This is a genomic window from Thermophilibacter provencensis (assembly GCF_900128445.1).
Classification (GTDB): Bacteria; Actinomycetota; Coriobacteriia; order Coriobacteriales; family Atopobiaceae; genus Thermophilibacter; species Thermophilibacter provencensis.
In genome coordinates, this window is record NZ_LT671417.1 from 1279917 (window position 1) to 1299048 (window position 19132).

Below are 19132 nucleotides of genomic sequence, written 5' to 3' on the forward strand. Positions count from 1 at the left end.
GCCCCGCCCTCTGCAACGCCCTCGGCGGGGCGTGCGAGAAGAACGGGCCGCCCGTGGGGGTATACTGAACGATTGGAAAACCGGCGCGAGAAGGGAATCGCACGATGGCACAGAAGGTTCAGGGTACCGAGGACCTCTACGGCGGCTACATGCGCGCCTGGCAGCGCATGCAGGACGTGGCGCGCGAGCTCTTTGGCGCGTACGGCTTCGACATGATCGAGACGCCGGCCATCGAGCAGGTCGACACCTTCGTGCACGGTATCGGCGAGTCCACGGACGTGGTGCGCAAGGAGATGTTCCGCGTTGTCTCGGGAGCGCTCTTCGGCGACCTGCTGGAGAAGGGCTCCGAGGCTCACCTCAAGCCGCGCCAGCGCATGGCCATGCGCCCCGAGGGCACGGCCGGCGTGGTGCGCTCTGTGGTGGAGAACAACCTCGTGCCGCAGGGCGCGGCACCGGCCAAGCTCTGGTACGCGGAGGCGATGTTCCGCGGCGAGCGTCCGCAGAAGGGGCGCCTGCGCCAGTTCCACCAGGTGGGCGTCGAGTGGCTCGGCGCGAGCGACCCGGCGGCCGATGCCGAGTGCGTCATCATGCTCATGGAGTACTTCGAGCGCCTGGGCTTTGCCCGCGAGAGCCTGCGCCTCGTGATCAACTCGATGGGTGACGCCGCGTGCCGTCCCGCCTACCGCGACAAGGTCCGCGCGTTCATCCTCGACCACGCGGGCGAGATGTGCGAGGACTGCCTCGAGCGCGCCCAGATCAACCCCCTGCGCGCCTTCGACTGCAAGAACGACCACTGCCGCGAGGTCATGAAGGGCGCGCCGCTCGCCCCGGACAACCTCTGCGACGAGTGCGCCGCCCACTACGCCGCCGTGAAGCGTTACCTGGACGCGGCTGGGGTGTCCTACGTGGAGGACCCCACGCTCGTGCGCGGCCTGGACTACTACACCCGCACGGTCTTCGAGGTCGAGGCCGTGGGCGCTGGCGTGGGCGCCATCGGCGGCGGCGGCCGCTATGACGGCCTGGTGGAGCTCGAGGGCGGCAAGCCCACGCCGGGCCTCGGCTTTGCGGTGGGCTTCGAGCGCATCGCGCTCGCCCTCGCGGCGGCCGGCGTCGAGATGGGCGGCGAGGAGCCGAGCTGCGTCTACGTTGCCACGACCGGCGGCGAGGCGGAGCGCCTGGCGGCCTTCGACGCGTGCCTGGCGCTTCGCGCGGCAGGCGTGCGCACCGAGGCCGACTACCAGGGCCGCTCGCTCAAGTCCCAGTTCAAGCAGGCCGACAAGCTGCGCGCGCGCCTGTGCGTGGTGCTCGGCGGCGACGAGGTCGCCGCAGGCGTGGCGACGCTGCGCGACATGTCGACGCACGAGCAGTCCCAGGTGCCCATGGCGGAGCTGGCCGGGGCCGTGAGGGCCCGCCTCGGGTAGGGCGTCGGGCGCCGCGGGTTTGTAGTGTGCTTCCCGGGGGTCACCTTAAGTACGACCTAATTGATAACAATTCTTCTACCAGCGCATTTGCCGATTCCCTTTTTGTAGTGTACTTCGGCTCGTGCCAGGAGACTGCACTACAAAGTCGGGGGGAGGCGTAAAGCCGGGCCGCCGCGCCACATAGGCCTGACGCCAGCGGCATGGCGACGACCTACTGGTAGCGCAGGGCCTCGACGGGGTCCATCCTGGCGCCGCGGCGCGCCGGGTACCAGCCGAAGACGACGCCGATCCCCACGCAGATGACCGTCGCCACAACGACGGTCGCGGGGGAGATGACGGGCACGAGCTCCCCGCTCCCGCCCATCATCGAGCTCAAGGCCGAGCCCGCCACGCTTGCGAGCAGCCACGCCCCGCCGTAGCCCACGCCCACGCCGATGACGCCCCCCACGATGCAGATGGTCACGCTCTCCAGCAGGAACTGCCCCGTGATGTCACCGCGCCGGGCTCCGAGCGCCTTGCGCAGGCCTATCTCCCGGATGCGCTCGGTGACGTTGGTGAGCATCATGTTCATGATGCCGATGCCGCCCACCAGAAGCGAGATGCTCGCCACTGCGAGCGCGAGCATGCGGAAGGTCGCCGTCGTGGCGTCGAGCTGGTCGATGAGCGCCTGCGCCGTCTGGACGTAGACGTAGCCCTCGTCGCTCGAGAAGGAGGTCTGCCCCTCCTCGGGGTAGGGGATGTCGTAGCGCTGGTAGAGATAGCTCTCGGTGTTGGCGGCCACGGCGTACATGTCCGACCCCTCGCGCGCAAAGCCGAGGATCTGCCAGGAGCTGTATCCGCCCTGTCCGATGAGGCGCGTGACGGCGGTCGACGCCGGCATGTAGGCGATGTCGCTCTGGTAGGGCGTGTCGGTCTTGATCGCGCCCACGACGGTGTACTGCGACGACCCGATGCGCACGGTCTTCCCCACGCAGTCCGCGTCGGGGGAGCCGAAGAGGTTCTGCACCGAGGACCCGCCGAGCACGACGACCATCGCGCCGTCCTCCTCTTCCTCCTCGGTGAAGAGCCTGCCCTGCGTGGCGGCAAGCCCCATGCCCTGGAAATAGGCCGGCTCGCATGCGGTGATGTTCAGGTACTCCACCTCGGCGGTGCTCGACGAGGCCGGGCCTCCTGCGTAGGTGTAGCCGGTGACGAACTCGTAGTCACCCGCGAGCGCCTGTCCCATCTCCTCGATGTCGCCCTGGTCGAGCGGCTGGTTGCCGGGAGGCCAGCAGGTGATGCTGACCGTGCGGGACATGTTGAGGCCGAGCTGGCCCACGAGCTGGGCCTTCACGCCGTCGATGAGGGCCGTCATGGCGATGACGGACGCGATGCCGATGACGATGCCCAGGATGGTGAGGAGGCTTCGCGCCCGGTTGGCGAGAAGCGCGGACGAGGTCTCGTAGGCGAGGTCGCGGAACTTCATAGGCAGGGCACCCCCAGGAGCCGTGAGCGGTTCTTCTGAGCGGCGGACGAGGTCGGGGAGGGGCCGGCGGCCGCGCCCTCCTCGACTCGCGCGAGGCCCGCGAGGTAGGCGCGCTCCTCCTCGTCCGAGAAGAGCCTGCCGTCGCGGATGTGCACGGTGCGGTCTGCCCAGGCGGCGACCTCCGGGTCGTGCGTGATGAGGATGATGGTCTTGCCGCGGCGCTGCATGCGCTGGAAGGTGCGCATGACCATCTCTCCGGTGGCGGTGTCGAGGTTGCCGGTCGGCTCGTCGGCGAGGATGATGGCCGGGTCGTTGACGAGCGCCCGCGCGATGGCCACGCGCTGCATCTGGCCGCCGGAGAGCTCGTTGGACCGGTGGAGGTAGTGCTCCTCCGGCAGGCCGACCGAGCGCAGGGCGCGCCAGGCGGCGAGCTCGCGGTCGCGCACGGGGCGGTCGGAGTAGACGAGCGGCAGCATCACGTTGCGCAGCACCGTGGCGCGCGGCAGCAGGTTGAACGATTGGAAGACGAAGCCGAGCCTGCTGGAGCGGACGTGCGCGAGGTCGTCCTCGGAGAGCTCGGAGACCTCCACGCCCTCGAGCCGGTAGGAGCCGGCCGTCGGTCGGTCGAGGCAGCCGAGGGTGTTCATGAGCGTGGACTTGCCGGAGCCCGACGGGCCCATGATGGCGAGGAACTCGCCGCGTGCCACCTGGAGGGAGACGCCGCGCAGTGCGGTGGTATGGCCGGCGGCCGTCTCGTAGATGCGCCAGAGGCCGCGGACGTCGATGACGGCGGACATGGCTAGGCCGCCGGGGCGTCGGCCGTCGCCGCGCCCGCCCCGTCGAGCTCGGAGGCCCCGATCGCCGCGGCGTCCCCGACGGACGTCGGGTCGACGGAGAACGGGTCGAGCACCACGAGGTCGCCCTCGGAAACGTCGCCCTCGATCACGGCCGTGGTGTCGCTCTGCGCGGGCACGCTCACGTCACGCCGCTCCACCGCCTCGGTCTCGGGGTCGCCCATCACGTAGACGTAGTACGAGACGCCGTCGTCGGTCATGAGCGCGGAGACGGGCACGGTGAGCGCGTCGGGCACGCTCTGCATGAGGATCTCCACGCTCGCCGTCATGCCGGGCTTGAGCTCGGGCGCGGGCTCGGGGATGAGAAGCTCGACGTCATAGGTGACCACCCCGCCGGAGCCGCCGTAGGGGTCTGCCGTCGCCGTGGTGGAGATGCGGGTCACCTGCGCGTCGAGCATGGCGCCCGGGAGCGCCGAGAAGGTCACGCGCGCCGCCTGCCCCACGGCGATGCGAGAGATGTCGACCTCGTTCACCTGCACCTTGACGGTCATCTGGGAGAGGTCGGCGATCTGCACGAGCGGGCCCGAGCCGCCGCCCTCGGCGCCGGAAGACGTCGTCCCGCCCGTGCCGACGGACGCGCCCGTGACGGCGTTCAGCGCCACGACGGAGCCGGACGCCGGCGCCTTGACGGTGCGTCCGGCCGCCGTGGCGACGGCGTCGTCGTAGGCGTCCTGGGCGATCTCCAGGTTGAGGCGCGAGGTCTCCAGCTCGATGAGCTTGGCGTTGGCGGCGTCCCACGCCTCGTCCGCGCCCTCCTCGCGGGCGGCGTAGTAGAGCTCGTTGTAGGCCTTCTGCACGGCGTCGTTCTCGGCGCGCTTGGTCCTGAGGTCGAGCTCGGCCTGCTTGACGGCGCGGTCGAGCTCGTCGTTCCTGATGGTGAGAAGGACCTGCCCCTCCGCCACGGCGTCGTCGAGCGCCACGTCCACGGAAGCGATGACGCCGTCGGCCTCGGGCGTCACCACGACGGAGGTGAGCGGCTGGGCCGTTCCCGTGGCCTGCACCGACTCGGAGAACTCCCCGCGCATGAGCGGGATCGTCTGAAGCGGGGCCTCCTCTGCGGGCTGGCTCGACGTCGAGGTCAGGACCGCCCAGGCGATGCCCGCCGCCAGCACGACGCCGCCCACGACGCCCGCCGCTATGGCCTTCTTGCGCCGCCTCGCCCGGCGGTGCCGCTGGAGGCTCTCGAGGGCGAGGCGCTCCTCGACGTCCTCCTCGGCCTCGGGGGCGACATCCGTCTCCGAGTGGGGGAGCTTCATCTTGAGGTCGTCGCGCGTCATGGTGGGGACCGCCTCTCTCGGCAGGCTGAAGGCCGGCTGAACGGATGGGCCGAGCGTAGACCATCGGCGTGCGCCGCGCCATCCCAAACGGGGCGACCGAGGGGACGAGGGGCGGCAAAAGAGCAGGTGAGCGGTAGAGCTTACGATACTGTCACACTTGGGGCGCCCTTGGGCCCCGCGTGCGCCCGCGGGGCGTCACGCCCGCCCGGAGCCCCGCACGGGTATGCTGGTAGGGACGAAGGGGAGGCAGGCGTGGACGGCGTGCGCATCATCTACGAGGACGAGGCCCTCCTCGCCTGCGACAAGCCGGCGGGGATGCTCGTGCACGGGGACGGCACCGGGGCTCGCGCGCTCACGGACGCCGTGGCGGAGCACCTTGCGGCAAGGGGGCGCCCGGAGGCGCGGCCGCAGGCCGTGCAGCGCCTCGACATGGGGACCACGGGGCTCGTGCTCTTCTCGCTCGACCGCGCCACGCAGGCGGAGCTCGACCGTCAGGTGGCGGGCCACGACATGCGCAAGACCTACCTCGCGGTGGTGCGCGGGGCGTTCCCGGGAGGGGAGCGCCTGATAGACCGACCCATCGGGCGTGACCGCCACGACGCCCGGCGCATGCGCGCCTGCCGGCCGGGACAGGGCAAGCCCGCCGAGACGCGCGTGCGGCGCGTGGCGAGCGCGGGCGGCCGCTCGCTGCTCCGGGTGGAGCTCCTCACCGGCAGGCGCCACCAGATTCGCGTGCACCTCGCCTCGATGGGGTTCCCCATTGTGGGCGACGAGCTCTATGGCGGGGCGAGAAGCGCGGAGGGCCTGCTGCTGCACGCCTGGCGCGAGGAGGTGGTCCATCCCGTGACCGGGAGACTCCTGCGCCTCGAGACCGCCTGGCCCGAGCGCCTCTGGCCGGTCCCGCCCCCGGGGGCGCGCGTCTGGCACGCCGTCTGAGCGGAGATGCCGCGAACCCCCGCCCAGGAGAGGCACAGGGGTTCGCGACGGCTCCTCTCGTCAGGCCGCCCCTCGGCTCCGCGCGCCGGCCCCGCGGGGGAGAGGCGACGGTTCGCTCCAGCGCCGGCGCCGCGGCGGCGGGGATCCTCCGCGCCGGCCGCCGCCCCCTTCGGCGAGAAGCCGCCAACGTGTGCGATACTAAACTGCTAGAGGCGCCTCTGAGGGGAAGCGCCGGACAGTGAGAAGAGAGCCGGGAGAGGGGCAACGATGGCCGACACCATGCGTGGCGTGTACACCAACCTGACCGAGATCCGTCGCAAGGTCTTCAGCTCCGTGGCGAGCGTCGCCTACGACATGAAGGATGACGACGAGAAGACCACCCGCCGCAAGATCCGCGACCTGCCGTACGACATCATCCCCGGCGACGTGGCAACGTACCGCGAGTCGGTCTTCCTCGAGCGCGCCATCGTCGAGCAGCGCATCCGCCTGGCCATGGGCCTGCCGCTGCAGAGCGTCGACAAGCGCGAGAGCCTGACGGACGGCCTCGCAGACGCCTCCGTCGCCGAGACCTACTACGAGCCGCCCCTGATCAACGTCATCAAGTTCGCCTGCAACGCCTGCGCTGACAACACCTATCGCGTGACCGACGGCTGCCAGGGCTGCCTCGCGCACCCCTGCCGCGAGATCTGCCCCAAGGGCGCCATCTCCTTCAAGGACAAGAAGGCCTACATCGACCAGGAGAAGTGCATCCACTGCGGCATGTGCTTCAACACCTGCCCCTATCACGCCATCCAGCACCAGGTGCGCCCGTGCGCGGACGCCTGCGGCATGCACGCGATCGGGTCCGACGACAACGGCCGTGCCCAGATCGACTACGAGAAGTGCGTCTCCTGCGGCCAGTGCCTCATCAACTGCCCCTTCGGCGCCATTGCCGACAAGAGCCAGATCTTCCAGGTCATCCAGGCCATCAACCGTGGCGACGAGGTCATCGCCGCCGTCGCCCCCGCCTTCGTCGGCCAGTTCGGCGGCAAGGGCAACGTGGACAAGCTCCGCCAGGCCTTCACGACGCTCGGCTTCTCGGGCATGGAGGAGGTTGCCATCGGCGCCGACCTCTGCACCGTCCAGGAGGCCGAGGACTTCGTCGAGGAGGTGCCCGAGAAGATCCCGTTCATGGGAACCTCGTGCTGCCCGGCCTGGTCGGTCATGGCCAAGACCGAGTTCCCGGACCACGCCGACTGCATCTCGATGGCCCTCACGCCCATGACGCTCACCGCCCGCCTCATCCGCAAGCAGCACCCCGAGGCCAAGATCGTCTTCGTGGGGCCGTGCTCCGCCAAGAAGCTCGAGGCCATGCGCAAGTCCGTCCGCTCCGAGGTCGACTTCGTGCTCACCTTCGAGGAGATGATGGGCATGATGAAGGCGTGCGGCATCGACGAGTACACCAAGCTCGAGGGCGAGGGTAGCTCGGACTTCGGCGTGGCGTCGGCCGACGGCCGCGGCTTCGCCGTCGCTGGCGGCGTCGCCAGCGCGGTGGTCAACGCCATCAAGCGCCGCTACCCGGACCGCGAGGTCAACGTGGTCAACGCTGAGGGCCTCGAGGAGTGCCGCAAGATGATGAAGGACGCCGTCAAGGGAAAGTACCCCGGCTACCTGATCGAGGGCATGGCCTGCCCGGGCGGCTGCGTCGCCGGCGCCGGCACGCTCCAGGCCATCAACCGCACCGCTGCGGCCGTCAAGCGCTATGCGAAGAAGTCGCCGCGCAAGAACGCGACCGAGAACGCCTATCGCATGCTCATACCGGCGCTCGAGCGCGACGCCGACGGCAAGAAGATGACCGGCGAGCAGGCCCTCGCCGAGACCATCGAGGCCAAGCGCCCCAAGGAGTAACCTGACAAAGGTGACAGGGCCAACTGTCATGCTTTCACGCGGCCGCGGCGGGTCACCCGCCGCGGCGCGCTCTTGAACGAGGGGAACACATGCTCAAGGTAGACCGCGCCATACTTCACGTCTTCGACTTCGAGTCCGGGTCGACGTACCTCTCTGAGCGCCCGCTCGACCTCACGGTCCGCGCGACGCGCTCCTACGTCCAGCGCCACCTGCGCAAGATCTCGTCCAACGCGGAGAGCCGCCACGGCGAGTTCGCGCCCGACTCGGGCTTTGCCGGGGAGCTCCAGCGCTACCTCGCCGGCGAGCGGGAGTTCGTGGAGTTCTCGGTCGAGATCGCCCGGTGGTTCTGGGAGGAGCTGCGCCGCACGGAGGACCTCGAGCAGTGCGACCTGCTCGTCGCGGACTTCTGCGACACCGATGCCGGCGGCGTGGACGGCGCCTCAACGGACGCCGAGGTGGACGCCGCCTTCGACGGGCCGGCGGGCCGGCGGTTCTTCTCGATACTGCTGCTGCCGCGCCGGCAGGCCTTCGTGCACGAGGTAGGCGGCGACTCCAACGACATCGCGCGCGTGGACGCCACGCTGCCCAACCCCTCGCAGAAGGTGGCCTCCTACGTGCTGGTGGACGCCGAGACGGGCGCCATCGACTTCCACGACAAGGAGCGCTCCGTGGGCGGGACGAGCGTCTCGCTCATTCCGGAGCGGTTCCTGCAGTGCTCGAGCGAGGCCTCCAGCCACGAGGTGATCGACGAGGTCAACGTCATCGTGCGTGACGTCGCCGAGGAGTTCGGCCTCACGCCGGCCGTCGAGGTCTCGCGCGCGAAGGCCGTCGTGGCGCGCGCCGCCGAGGTCGAGGAGTCCTTCACGCCGGCCGAGGTGGGGCGCGAGGTCTTCCAGGATCGTCCCGACCTGCAGGAGCGCTTCGAGGAGCGCGTCCGAGAGGCGTCCCTGCCCGAGGAGGCGCCCGTGCGTCGGGGCGTGGCCAACCGCCTCACGCGCAGCCACAAGATCCGCACGGACACGGGAGTGGAGATAACCTTCCCCTCCGACCTGGCCACCAAGCCCGGCTACCTGGACTTCTCCACGGACGCCGAGGGCCGCATCACCATCACCGTGGGCAACGTGGCGAGCATCGAGAACCGCTAGGCGAGAAGGGCGAGAAGAACCGCCCACTCGCGGGCCGTTGCGGAACGCGGGCCTGTGGCAATGGCTGCGGTGCCGGCGTTGCGCCGTTTGGGGTCGTGGCAGGAATCGGGCTGCCATGACCCCCTTTCTTGCAACGCGGGCGAGAAGAACCCCAGCTCGTCCTTCTCGCCCGCTGCCACGACCCCGATTTGCGCAACGCATGAGCGGCCGCCGCTGCCAAACCCCCCCCTGCGCAACGCCCCGCATCCCGCCCGCGCGCCCCGCTTTGGCCCCGTGTGCATCTCGTGGCCCCGGGGGATAACGGATAGAATGGTGGAGCGTTCCTCTGCACCTTATTCGTACCCAAGGAGGCACTTCATGCCCCGAACGCATATCAGCATGGGCGACGCCGGCATCACGCCCCGCAGCGTCACGCGCCGGGACGCCCTCAGGCTCTTCATGGGGGCGGGCATCTGCGCCACGTTCTTCCCCGCCGTCGCGCGGGCCGAGACCACCCAGGAGAAGCTCGACGCGGCGCAGATGAGCTTCGAGGACGCCCAGGCCGAGCTCGACCGCATCGGCCAGGAGACCGCCGAGGTCGCCGGGCGCCTCTCCGAGACCCAGGTCCAGATCAGCGAGCTCAACGCGCAGATCGACCAGACGCAGGCCGACATCGAGTCAAAGCAGGGCGAGATCGACGAGCGCCAGGCCCAGATCGAGGAGAAGCAGAAGCGGCTTGGCGAGCGCATGACGTCCGCCTACAAGTCGGGCACGCAGGGCACGCTCGACCTCATCCTCTCGGCGACGAGCTTCGACGAGCTCACGAGCAGCATCTTCTACCTCGACAAGGTGAGCGAGTCCGAGCGCGAGATGATCGATGAGGTCAAGACCCTCAAGGCGGAGCTCGAGACGAGCAAGGCCGAGCTCGAGGGGCAGAAGGCCGAGCTCGAGGCGCAGCGCGCCGACCTCGAGGAGCTTCAGGCCCAGCAGCAGGAGGAGCTCGCGGAGACGCGTGCCAAGCAGCAGGAGGCCCAGAGCCTCGTCGACGGCCTGTCCGCCGAGGTCCAGGAGCTCATGCAGCAGCGCGACGAGGAGATCCTCGCCGCCCAGCGCGCGGCCGAGGAGGCCCGCCGCCAGGAGGAGGAGCGCAGGCGCCAGGAGGAGGAGCTCAACCAGGGCGGCGGCTCCAACTGGGTGGGGGACACTCCCACCAACGGGTCGGGCTCGCTTCAGGCCGTGCTCAACGCCGCCTATGCGGTGGGCTCGCCTGGCACGGGCCTGTGCGCCGCCTGGGTCACCGACGTCTTCCAGTACGCCGGCCTCGGCTCGTTCTGGGGCAACGCCGATGACATGTACTACAGCTGGTGCCACACCGCCACGTCGCAGATCCAGCCCGGCATGATCATCGCCGTGAACTCGTCCCCGGCGAGCGCAGCTGGCCTCATCTACGGGCATATCGGCATCTACATGGGCAATGGCATCGTCCGCCACAACGTGGGCTTCATCCAGAACATGAGCCTCTCGTCCTGGGTGAGCTACTACAGCGCGCTCGCCACGCCGCTGTGCGGCTGGCTCGGTGGCATCGTGCTCTCGTAGGGCAGCCCTGCGTCCCGTGGGGCGGGCCTGCGCGCCGGTGCCCTCAACCGCGGATTCAAAGGTGACCGGCGTCGCGGAGTTCTCGTACAATGACCTGCCGACAAGACGGGCAACTGCGAGGAGAGCCATGGCGGGCAGGGCAGGAAGGCGGCCGAGCGCACAGGACCAGCGGCGTCACGCACGGGGACTCCTCGTGGTGACGATGGCGCTCGTCGTGACGCTTCTCGGCGGCGTGGGCGCGCTGAGCGCGCTCGTGGCGACCGGGGCATCAGGGGAGACCGGCTCCCAGGCGCGGGAGCTCCCCACGGTCGTCGAGCCCGCTGCCCCCGAGCCGGAACCCGAGCCAGAGTCGGAACCCGAGCCCGACGCCGCGGAGGACGACGCGCGCGCCGCGGAGCTCGCGCTCGACCCGGGCCGACAGACGGACTGGAGCTACGAGTCAAACGGCGAGAAGATCGTCTACCTGACCTTCGATGACGGCCCCTCCAAGAACACCGGTCGCGTGCTCGACATCCTCGACCAGTACGGCGCCAAGGCCACGTTCTTCGTGACCGGTCACGAGCCCGACTATCGCGGCTCGATCAAGGACGCCTACGAGCGTGGCCACAGCATCGGCCTGCACTCGATGACGCACGACTACGACAAGATCTACGTCTCCGAGGAGGCGTTCTTCTCGGACCTGGAGCAGGTGGGGGAGGTCGTGAGGGAGCAGATCGGATTCGTGCCCTACCTTACGCGCTTCCCGGGCGGCGCCTCCAACACGATTTCGGCAAACTACTGCACGGGCATCATGTCCGCGCTCGTGGAGGACCTCCCCGCCCGCGGGTACCAGTTCTATGACTGGAACGTGACCTCGGCTGACGCCTCCGGCAACAACGTCCCCGCGGAGACCATCGTGCAGTCCTCCTGCGTGGAGGGATACACCAACGTCATGCTGCTCTTCCACGATGCGGGGACGAAGGCCACCACCGTCGATGCCCTGCCGCAGATCATCGAGTTCTACCGGGATCGCGGCTACGAGTTCCGCGCCATCGACCGCGAGAGCTTCGTCTGCCACCACGGAGTCAACAACTAGGGGTCGCGGGCCTTCTCGCCCGTCCTTCTCGCCCTTCGAGCATGTCCCTGCGCACACTTCGGCCGAGCATGCCCAGGCGCACGGTTCTTGGTCCTCTAGGCAAGAATCTGTGAGCGGAGGCATGCTCGGCCACTCTGTGCGACGGGGCATGCCGGACGCAGGCGGATAACGCCCCCGGGGCGCGACCGCGTGCCGCCGGGCATGCCCCGGCGCTCGGACTCCCGCCTCGGGCGAGAAGGACCGTGCACCTAGGCATGCCCGCGCCCGCCGCTACGCGGCGTGGTCGAACTGAGAGTTGTAGAGCTCCGCGTAGAAGCCGCCGCGGGCGAGCAGCTCCTCGTGGGTGCCCTTCTCCACGACGTCCCCGTCGCGCAGCACCAAGATCACGTCGGCGTTGCGTATGGTCGAGAGACGGTGCGCGATCACAAAGCTCGTGCGCCCGCGCATGAGCTCGTCCATCGCGCGCTGGATGAGCTCCTCGGTGCGCGTGTCCACGTTTGAGGTGGCCTCGTCGAGGATGAGCGCCGGACGGTCGGCCAGCACGGCGCGCGCGATGGTCACGAGCTGGCGCTGCCCCTGGCTGAGGTTGGTGCCCTCCTCGTTGATCACGAAGTCATAGCCGCCCGCGAGCGTGTGGATGAAGTGGTCGCAGCGCGCCGCGCGGGCCGCGGCCTCCACCTCCTCGTCGGTGGCGTCGGGCCGTCCGTAGCGGATGTTCTCGCGGATGGTGCCGTTGAAGAGCCACGTGTCCTGCAGCACCATGGCGAACTCCTCGCGCAGCGCGGCGCGGTCCCACTGGCGCACGTCGACGCCGTCGACGCGCAGCGAGCCCTCGTCCACGTCCCAGAAGCGCTGGAGCAGCTTGATGAGGGTCGTCTTGCCGGCTCCGGTGGGCCCCACGATGGCCACGGTCTGCCCCGGCTCCGCCACGCAGGAGAAGTCGTGGATGACGGTCTGGCCCGGCACGTAGCCAAAGCGCACGTGGTCGAAGACGACGCGGCCCTCGCGACGGGCGGGCACCTGCGGCGCCTCGGGCTCGGTCTCCTCGGGCGCAGAGAGGAACTCGAGGACGCGCTCGGTGGCGGCCGCCATGGACTGCATCGTGTTGGAGACGTTGGCCAGCTGCTGGATCGGCTGCGTGAAGTTGCGCACGTACTGGATGAAGCTCTGGATGTCGCCGGGGCCCGCGGCGCCGTTGAGGCAGAGCCCCGCGCCCACCACCACGACGCCCACGTATCCCATGTTGCCCACGAGGCTCATGAGCGGCATCATCAGGCCGGAGAGGAACTGGCTGCGCCACGCGCTCGTGAACAGGCGGTCGTTCTCCCGCTCGAACTCCTCGACGCAGGCGTCGGCACGGTCGAAGACCTGAATGACGCCCTGTCCCGCGAAGTCCTCCTCCACGATGCCGTTCACCGACCCCAGGACCTGCTGCTGCTCGCGGAAGTAGCGCTGCGAGAAGTGCACGACCACGCCCACGATGAGCACGGAGGCCGGCAGCGTGAGCACCGTCACGCCCGTGAGCGGCAGGCTGATGGAGAACATCATCACGAGCACGCCCACGACCTGCGTGACGGAGGTGATGAGCTGCGTGATGGACTGGTTGAGCGACTGGCCGAGCGTGTCCACGTCGTTGGTGATGCGGCTGAGGACGTCCCCCTTGCTGTGCTCGTTGAAGTAGCCCATGGGGACCACCGCGATCTTCTCGGCAATCTCGGTGCGCATGCGGTGGCAGACCTTCTGGGTGACCCCGGTCATGAGCCAGCCCTGGACGAGGTTGCAGGCGGAGCTCGCCAGGTAGATGCCCAGAAGCCCCAGCAGCGTTGTCCCGATCCAGGCAAAGTCAACGGACCCGGTGCCCTGGACCGTGGCCACGAGGCCCTCGAAGAGCTTGGTGGTCACGGTGCCCAGCACGCGCGGGCCCACGATGTTGAACACCACGGACCCCACGGCGAAGAGCAGGGCGAGAAGGACGGCGAACTTGTGCCTCCCCACGTACCCCAGCAGCCTCAGCATGGTCCCCTTGAAGTCCTTGGGCTTCTCGCCGCTTCCGCGGCCCCTTCCGACGGGCGGCATCAGCGCTCGCCTCCCTTCGTGTCGTCAGCGTGCAAAAGTGACTGTCCCCCTTGCACGTCCAGCCCGAGCTCCTCGGCGGAGAGCTGGCTCTGGGCGATCTCCAGATACTCGGGGCAGCTGCGCAGCAGCTCCTCGTGGGTTCCGCGGCCGACCACGTGTCCCTCGTCGAGCACGAGGATCTCGTCGGCGTGCATGATCGTGGCGATGCGCTGGCCCACCACCACGACAGCCGCGTCCGTGACCGTGCGCGCGAGCTCGGCGCGAAGCCGCGCGTCAGTGGCGTAGTCGAGCGCGGAGAAGGAGTCGTCGAAGACGATGACCTCCGGCCGCTTGGCGAGGGCGCGCGCGATGGCGAGGCGCTGGCGCTGCCCTCCGGAGACGTTGGTGCCGCCCTGGGAGATGGGCGCGTCGTAGCCCTCGGCGCGCTCCTCGATGAACTCCTCGGCCTGGGCGACGCGCGCGGCGGCGCGCATGTCGTCGTCCGTCACCTCGTCCCCCGCGAACTTGAGGTTCGTCTCAACGGTCCCCGAGAAGAGCATGCCCTGCTGCGGGACGTAGCCGATGCGCCGGCGCAGCTCCGAGAGGCCCCAGTCGCGCACGTCAACGCCGTCGAGCAGCACGGCGCCGCCGGTGACGTCGTAGAGGCGCGGGATGAGCTGCACGAGCGTGGACTTGCCCGAGCCCGTGGAGCCGATGATGCCGGTCATGTGGCCGGGGTGCGTGGTGAAGCTCACGCCCTGGATCACGTCCTTGCGGGCGTCGGGGTACTGGAAGCTCACGTTGCGGAAGGTGAGCTCGCCGCGCGGCGCGCCCTCGGCGGGGAGCTTGGGGTTCGCCGGGTCGGTCACGGAGAGCGGGCAGGAGATGACCTCGTCCACGCGCTCGGCGGCCACCTCGGCGCGCGGCAGGATCACCGAGACCATGGTGAGGATCATGAACGCCATGACGATCTGCATGGTGTAGGAGATGAAGGCCATCATGTCGCCCACCTGCATGACGCCGTCGGCCACGCCGTGGGAGCCAAACCACACGATCATCACCGTGACGCAGTTCATGACGAACATCAGCAGGGGCATCATGAAGCTCATCGCGCGGTTGGTGAAGAGCTGCGTGCCCATGAGCTCGGTGCTGGCCGTGTCGAAGCGCGCGAGCTCGTGGCCCTGACGGCCGAAGGCGCGGATGGGCATGATGCCGTCGAGCATCTCGCGCGCCACGAGGTTCACGCGGTCCACGAGCTGCTGCATCCTCTTGAACTTGGGCAGGGTGAGGCCCATGAGCGCGCCGACGACGGCGCAGACGGCGATCACGGCGACGCCGATGGTCCACTCGAGCCCCGTTGAGGTGGCGAGCACGCGCGTGACCGCCACCACGCCCATGATGGGGGCGAGAAGGACGAGGCGCATGAACATCGTCGTGGCCATCTGGATCTGCTGGATGTCGTTGGTGCAGCGCGTGATGAGCGAGGCCTGGGAGAATCGGTTGACCTCCGCGGGGGAGAAGCGCATGACCTGGGCGAAGGTCTGCCGACGCAGGTCGCGTGCGATGGTGGCGGCGGTGTGGGAGGCGACGGCGCCCGTGAGGACCGTGGCCACGAGGCTCACGAGGCACAGGCCGAACATCTCGAGCGCGGTCCTGCCGAGATAGGCGTTCTGGACGTCGGCGGCGGAGATGCCCTGCGCGGCGTACTCGGCGCTCACGTAGGAGATGGCTCGCTGGGTGACGAGCGAGCCGCCCATGCTGCCCATCTGCTCACCGAGCGCCTCGGCGGCGTTCGCGAGCTGGTCGCGAGCAACGAGGCCCGCGTCCACGGCGGCGTGGAGGGAGTCGAGCGTGAGGGTGGCGCCGGCGGGGATGGCGGTGTCGTTCCCGAGCGCGGAGGCGTCAACGCCCTGCTCGAGCGCGAGGGCGGCGACCTCGGGGAGCTCCATCGCCCGCGCGAGGTCCGAGCCCGCGTCCTTCTCGGCGTCCGTTCCCTGGAAGTCGCGGATGCCGGCGTCGTCCGCCGGGGCAAAGGCCGCCTCCACGAGCGCGACGTCCTCGTCGCTCATGAAGAGCTCGAGGTCGTCGAGCGAGCTCGCGCGGATGGCGTCCGGCACGGGGCTCTCGATGCCGCCCTGCTGGATCCCCACGTCGACGATCTCCGACATGAGGGAGGGGAGCGCCAGGTCCGCGTTGGCGGAGACTACGAGCAGCGCCGCCACGGCGGCAAGCGCAAGGAGGTGGTTCTTGAAGAGCCTGAGAATCCTCATTCAGCGACCTCCCCCGTGACCGCCTCGACGAGGATGTCGCGCGAGCGCCGCACGATGCGCACGAGCTCCGCCGCGTCACTCGGCCCGAGGGACTCCAGGTAGCGCGCGACGGCCTGCGTGCGCTCCTGCCTGATGGAGTCCGCGCGCCGGCGCCCCTCGTCGGTGAGCGCCACCCTGACGCAGCGACGGTCCTCGCTCGAGTGCGTGCGCGTGACGAGCCCCTTCTCCTCGAGGGATCGAAGGATGTTGGCCGTGCGCGCGCTCGAGACCTGTGCGAAGGACCCGAGCGAGCCGGGCGTGAGCGGCTCTTCTGAGCGGAAAAGCGTCATGAGCACGGCGGTCTCCCCGCGCGTGGCGTTGAGCGCCTTGGGTCCCACGGCGCGCCCGAGCTGGCCGAGCTCCTGGAGGAGCTCCTGGGCGAGCTCGGCGTAGCTCGGCGCGAAGGAGGGTTCGTAGTCGTCCATCTCACTCCCTACTACTAGAAGATACTTACGGTGTTAGGTGATACCCGCCGAGCGTGCCCTCCGTGCCGCACGTCCTTCTCGCCACGCGTTCTCCACAACGCGACACGGTGAGAAGGGCGCTTGGGGGGCGTCGTCGAGCATGTCGCGGCGCACGGTCCTGGCCTGGTGCCATGGCAACGTGCTAGCTTGCCGCTCAGCATGCCCCCGCGCACGGTTTTGGCCTCCACGAAGGGAAAACCGTGCGCTCAGGCATGCCGGAGCGCTCTGTGCGCGGGAGCATGCTCGGGCCCATCTTGCCGAGCTTCCGGCCGCGCCGGGACCCGCCCGGGCATGCCGGGACGCACGGAACGGCGCGTCTTCCGCCTGGCTGTCTTGTCACCTGTTAAGTAAGCTGTATACTGTCATGGTTTGCCGACGAGGGGAGCGGACATGCTCACAGACGAGCTGCGCGCCGAGGTCGCGAGCCTCAAGGAGAGGCGCGACGCCGTGATTCTGGCCCACTACTACGTTCCGCCCGAGGTCCAGGAGCTGGCCGACCACGTGGGCGACTCCTTCGCCCTCGCCAAGCTCGCGGCCACGCTGCCGTGCGGCACGCTGGTCTTTGCCGGCGTGAGCTTCATGGCCGAGAGCGCCAAGCTTCTCTCGCCGGACAAGACCGTCCTCATGCCGGACCCGGCCGCCGACTGCCCGATGGCCCACATGGTCCGTCGCGAGACGGTGGACGCCGCGCGAGAGCGCTACGGCGACGACCTGGCGGTGGCCTGCTACGTCAACTCCACGGCGGAGGTGAAGTCGTGGTCCGACGTCTGCGTCACCTCCTCAAACGCCGTGAGCATCGTGCGCGCGCTCCCGCAGCGCAACGTCCTCTTTGTGCCCGACCGCCATCTCGGCAGCTACGTGGCGGACCAGGTGGGCGAGAAGAACGTCATATTGAACGACGGCTGCTGCCCCATCCACCGCGACATCGCCGCAAGCGAGGTCCGCGCCCTCAAGGCGGGGTTCCCGAGCGCGCCGGTGCTCGCGCATCCCGAGTGCGGCCCCGAGGCGATGGCGCTCGCGGACTTCGCCGGATCGACCTCGCAGATCATCGAGGCCGCCGTGGCGGGGTCGGCGCGCGACTACATCATCCTCACCGTGGACGGCGTCCGCGGCGAGCTGGAGCGCCGGACGGCCGGCACCGGCAAGCGCTTCCATTTTCCGGCCACGCGCCCGGCCTGCCCGGACATGGACCGCATCACGGCGGAGCGGCTCGTCGCCTGCCTGCGCGACGGCTCCGGCGAGGTGGGCCTTCCGCCCTCCGAGGTGGCCGACGGCGCCCGCGCCGCGCTCACGCGCATGCTCGAGCTGGGGGCCCGCTGATGTCCCCGCGTCTGCAAGTTGGGGACAGTCCCCAATTAGCACAAACATTTGATGAGGTCGTCGACTGCGACGTGGTCATCGTCGGCTGCGGCGTGGCCGGCCTCTACTGCGCGCTCAGCCTCCCGGAGGCGCTCTCGGTGGTCCTGCTCTCCAAGGAGGCGGTGGACCACTGCGACTCCATGCTCGCCCAGGGCGGCATCTGCGTCCTGCACGACCCGGGCGACTACGAGTCCTTCTTCGAGGACACGCTGCGCGCGGGCCACTACGAGAACCGCCTGGAGAGCGTGGACCTCATGATCCGCGCGAGCCGCCCCATCATCGACGACCTCATCAAGCGCGGCGTCCGCTTCGCCCGCAGGCCGGACGGCGAGCTGGACTACACCCGCGAGGGGGCGCACTCCCGCCCGCGCATCGTCTATCACGAGGACGTCACGGGGGAGGAGATCACCACCCGCCTCCTCGCCTGCGTGCGCGGGCTGCCGCACGCCCGCATCCTCGAGCACACCTGCATGACGGACATCCTCGAGGGCTTCGAGGGCAGCGGCACGCGCGTGTGCCGCGGCGTCGTGGCCACGGGGCCGGGAGGCGAGAGGACCGAGATTCGCGCGGACGCCACGGTCTTCGCAACCGGCGGCGTGGGCGGCCTCTACTCGCGCTCCACGAACTTCTCGTGCCTCACGGGGGACGGCTGCCGCATAGCCGCCGAGCACGGGGTCCTCCTGGAGCACATGGACTACGTCCAGATTCACCCGACGACCCTGTGGAGCGAGAAGCCCGGGCGCGCCTTCCTCATCTCCGAGTCGGCGCGCGGGGAGGGCGCGATCCTGCTGAACGACGCCGGGGAACGCTTCACCGACGAGCTGCAGCCGCGCGACGTCGTCTCCGCGGCCATCTTCGCCGAGATGCGCCGGACCGGCGCCGAGCACGTCTGGCTCTCCTTCGAGCGGGTGCCGCGCGATGTCATAGAGGGGCACTTCACGCACATCCTGGAGCGCTGCCTCGAGGAGGGCTACGATATTCGCGAGCGGCCGATTCCGGTGGTGCCCGCCCAGCACTACTTCATGGGCGGCATCCACGTGGACTCGGACTCCCAGTCCACGCTTCCGCACCTCTTTGCCTGCGGCGAGACCTGCTGCAACGGGGTGCACGGCAAGAACCGGCTGGCCTCCAACAGCCTGCTGGAGTCGCTCGTCTTCGCGCAGCGGGCGGCCGACAAGATCATGCGCGACCGCTTTGCCGAGGACACCGCGGCACAGCTCGCCGCGGCGGCTCGCATACGCTCCCGCTTCGTGGCGGGCTCGCGCGACGTGACCGACATGACGCTGCTCACCGGCGCCGTGTGAGAGGAG

At 69.5% G+C, this 19132-nt stretch carries 14 protein-coding genes; 8 read left to right on the top strand and 6 right to left on the bottom strand.

The features are described 5' to 3' along the window. Positions 1-104: 104 nt before the first annotated feature. Positions 105-1421, top strand: a complete 1317-nt coding sequence (gene hisS, locus BQ7391_RS05820) for a histidine--tRNA ligase (RefSeq protein WP_075279738.1) — start codon at positions 105-107, stop codon at positions 1419-1421. A 211-nt stretch (positions 1422-1632) separates the two neighbouring features. On the opposite strand, the gene BQ7391_RS05825 is transcribed toward hisS, so the two are convergent. Genes BQ7391_RS05825 through BQ7391_RS05835 form a run of 3 tightly spaced genes read right to left on the bottom strand, consistent with a single transcriptional unit; the run spans position 1633 to position 5017 of the window. Further along, the gene (locus BQ7391_RS05825) at positions 1633-2886 is read right to left on the bottom strand and encodes an ABC transporter permease (protein WP_075279739.1); all 1254 of its coding nucleotides are present in this window, start codon (positions 2884-2886) and stop codon (positions 1633-1635) included. Beyond that, entirely contained in the window at positions 2883-3683 is an 801-nt protein-coding gene (locus BQ7391_RS05830; RefSeq protein ID WP_083662128.1) for an ABC transporter ATP-binding protein, read from the bottom strand. Before BQ7391_RS05830 ends, BQ7391_RS05825 begins: the two co-directional genes overlap by 4 nt. Before the next feature lie 2 nt (positions 3684-3685). Next, positions 3686-5017 (bottom strand): efflux RND transporter periplasmic adaptor subunit, encoded by a 1332-nt coding sequence (locus tag BQ7391_RS05835; RefSeq protein WP_075279740.1) that lies wholly within the window; start codon positions 5015-5017, stop codon positions 3686-3688. Between the two features lie 252 nt (positions 5018-5269). Here BQ7391_RS05835 and BQ7391_RS05840 point away from each other — a divergent pair, with 252 nt between their 5' ends. The 5 genes from BQ7391_RS05840 (at position 5270) to BQ7391_RS05860 (ending at position 11635) form a co-directional block, all read left to right on the top strand. Continuing rightward, complete coding sequence (locus tag BQ7391_RS05840) at positions 5270-5953, top strand: RluA family pseudouridine synthase (protein ID WP_235858628.1); 684 nt, start codon at positions 5270-5272, stop codon at positions 5951-5953. A gap of 267 nt (positions 5954-6220) precedes the next feature. Further along, the gene (locus tag BQ7391_RS05845) at positions 6221-7840 is read left to right on the top strand and encodes a 4Fe-4S dicluster domain-containing protein (RefSeq protein ID WP_075279741.1); all 1620 of its coding nucleotides are present in this window, start codon (positions 6221-6223) and stop codon (positions 7838-7840) included. Between the two features lie 89 nt (positions 7841-7929). Beyond that, positions 7930-8985, top strand: a complete 1056-nt coding sequence (locus BQ7391_RS05850) for a nucleoid-associated protein (protein ID WP_075279742.1) — start codon at positions 7930-7932, stop codon at positions 8983-8985. Between the two features lie 357 nt (positions 8986-9342). After that, positions 9343-10560 carry a coiled-coil domain-containing protein gene (locus BQ7391_RS05855; protein ID WP_129583919.1) on the top strand — a complete coding sequence of 406 codons (1218 nt, stop codon included), beginning with the start codon at positions 9343-9345 and terminating at the stop codon, positions 10558-10560. A gap of 127 nt (positions 10561-10687) precedes the next feature. Next, complete coding sequence (locus BQ7391_RS05860; RefSeq protein ID WP_075279744.1) at positions 10688-11635, top strand: polysaccharide deacetylase family protein; 948 nt, start codon at positions 10688-10690, stop codon at positions 11633-11635. Between the two features lie 270 nt (positions 11636-11905). Here the strand turns inward: BQ7391_RS05860 and BQ7391_RS05865 are convergent, their stop codons facing one another. Genes BQ7391_RS05865 through BQ7391_RS05875 form a run of 3 tightly spaced genes read right to left on the bottom strand, consistent with a single transcriptional unit; the run spans position 11906 to position 16424 of the window. Next, positions 11906-13711: an ABC transporter ATP-binding protein gene (locus BQ7391_RS05865; RefSeq protein ID WP_075279745.1), complete on the bottom strand. Its 1806-nt coding sequence runs from the start codon at positions 13709-13711 to the stop codon at positions 11906-11908. Beyond that, positions 13711-15960, bottom strand: a complete 2250-nt coding sequence (locus BQ7391_RS05870) for an ABC transporter ATP-binding protein (protein WP_075279746.1) — start codon at positions 15958-15960, stop codon at positions 13711-13713. Before BQ7391_RS05870 ends, BQ7391_RS05865 begins: the two co-directional genes overlap by 1 nt. Next, a complete protein-coding gene (locus BQ7391_RS05875) occupies positions 15957-16424 on the bottom strand; it encodes a MarR family transcriptional regulator (protein WP_075279747.1) in 468 nt (155 codons plus the stop codon). Before BQ7391_RS05875 ends, BQ7391_RS05870 begins: the two co-directional genes overlap by 4 nt. Positions 16425-16853: 429 nt before the next feature. On the opposite strand from BQ7391_RS05875, the gene nadA reads away from it, so the two are divergent. Together nadA and BQ7391_RS05885 are read left to right on the top strand one after the other, a co-directional pair. Next, the gene (gene nadA / locus BQ7391_RS05880) at positions 16854-17783 is read left to right on the top strand and encodes a quinolinate synthase NadA (protein ID WP_075279748.1); all 930 of its coding nucleotides are present in this window, start codon (positions 16854-16856) and stop codon (positions 17781-17783) included. Further along, positions 17783-19126: an L-aspartate oxidase gene (locus BQ7391_RS05885; RefSeq protein ID WP_083662129.1), complete on the top strand. Its 1344-nt coding sequence runs from the start codon at positions 17783-17785 to the stop codon at positions 19124-19126. The genes nadA and BQ7391_RS05885 overlap by 1 nt, the downstream gene beginning before the upstream one ends. The last annotated feature ends 6 nt before the right edge of the window (positions 19127-19132 follow it).

Excerpts from the sequence above, each read along its gene's own strand:
- hisS (WP_075279738.1), top strand. The coding sequence starts at position 105 with ATGGCACAGAAGGTTCAGGGTACCGAGGACCTCTACGGCGGCTACATG.
- BQ7391_RS05825 (WP_075279739.1), bottom strand. The coding sequence starts at position 2,886 with ATGAAGTTCCGCGACCTCGCCTACGAGACCTCGTCCGCGCTTCTCGCC.
- BQ7391_RS05830 (WP_083662128.1), bottom strand. The coding sequence starts at position 3,683 with ATGTCCGCCGTCATCGACGTCCGCGGCCTCTGGCGCATCTACGAGACG.
- BQ7391_RS05835 (WP_075279740.1), bottom strand. The coding sequence starts at position 5,017 with ATGACGCGCGACGACCTCAAGATGAAGCTCCCCCACTCGGAGACGGAT.
- BQ7391_RS05845 (WP_075279741.1), top strand. The coding sequence starts at position 6,221 with ATGGCCGACACCATGCGTGGCGTGTACACCAACCTGACCGAGATCCGT.
- BQ7391_RS05850 (WP_075279742.1), top strand. The coding sequence starts at position 7,930 with ATGCTCAAGGTAGACCGCGCCATACTTCACGTCTTCGACTTCGAGTCC.
- BQ7391_RS05855 (WP_129583919.1), top strand. The coding sequence starts at position 9,343 with ATGCCCCGAACGCATATCAGCATGGGCGACGCCGGCATCACGCCCCGC.
- BQ7391_RS05860 (WP_075279744.1), top strand. The coding sequence starts at position 10,688 with ATGGCGGGCAGGGCAGGAAGGCGGCCGAGCGCACAGGACCAGCGGCGT.
- BQ7391_RS05865 (WP_075279745.1), bottom strand. The coding sequence starts at position 13,711 with ATGCCGCCCGTCGGAAGGGGCCGCGGAAGCGGCGAGAAGCCCAAGGAC.
- BQ7391_RS05870 (WP_075279746.1), bottom strand. The coding sequence starts at position 15,960 with ATGAGGATTCTCAGGCTCTTCAAGAACCACCTCCTTGCGCTTGCCGCC.
- BQ7391_RS05875 (WP_075279747.1), bottom strand. The coding sequence starts at position 16,424 with ATGGACGACTACGAACCCTCCTTCGCGCCGAGCTACGCCGAGCTCGCC.
- nadA (WP_075279748.1), top strand. The coding sequence starts at position 16,854 with ATGCTCACAGACGAGCTGCGCGCCGAGGTCGCGAGCCTCAAGGAGAGG.
- BQ7391_RS05885 (WP_083662129.1), top strand. The coding sequence starts at position 17,783 with ATGTCCCCGCGTCTGCAAGTTGGGGACAGTCCCCAATTAGCACAAACA.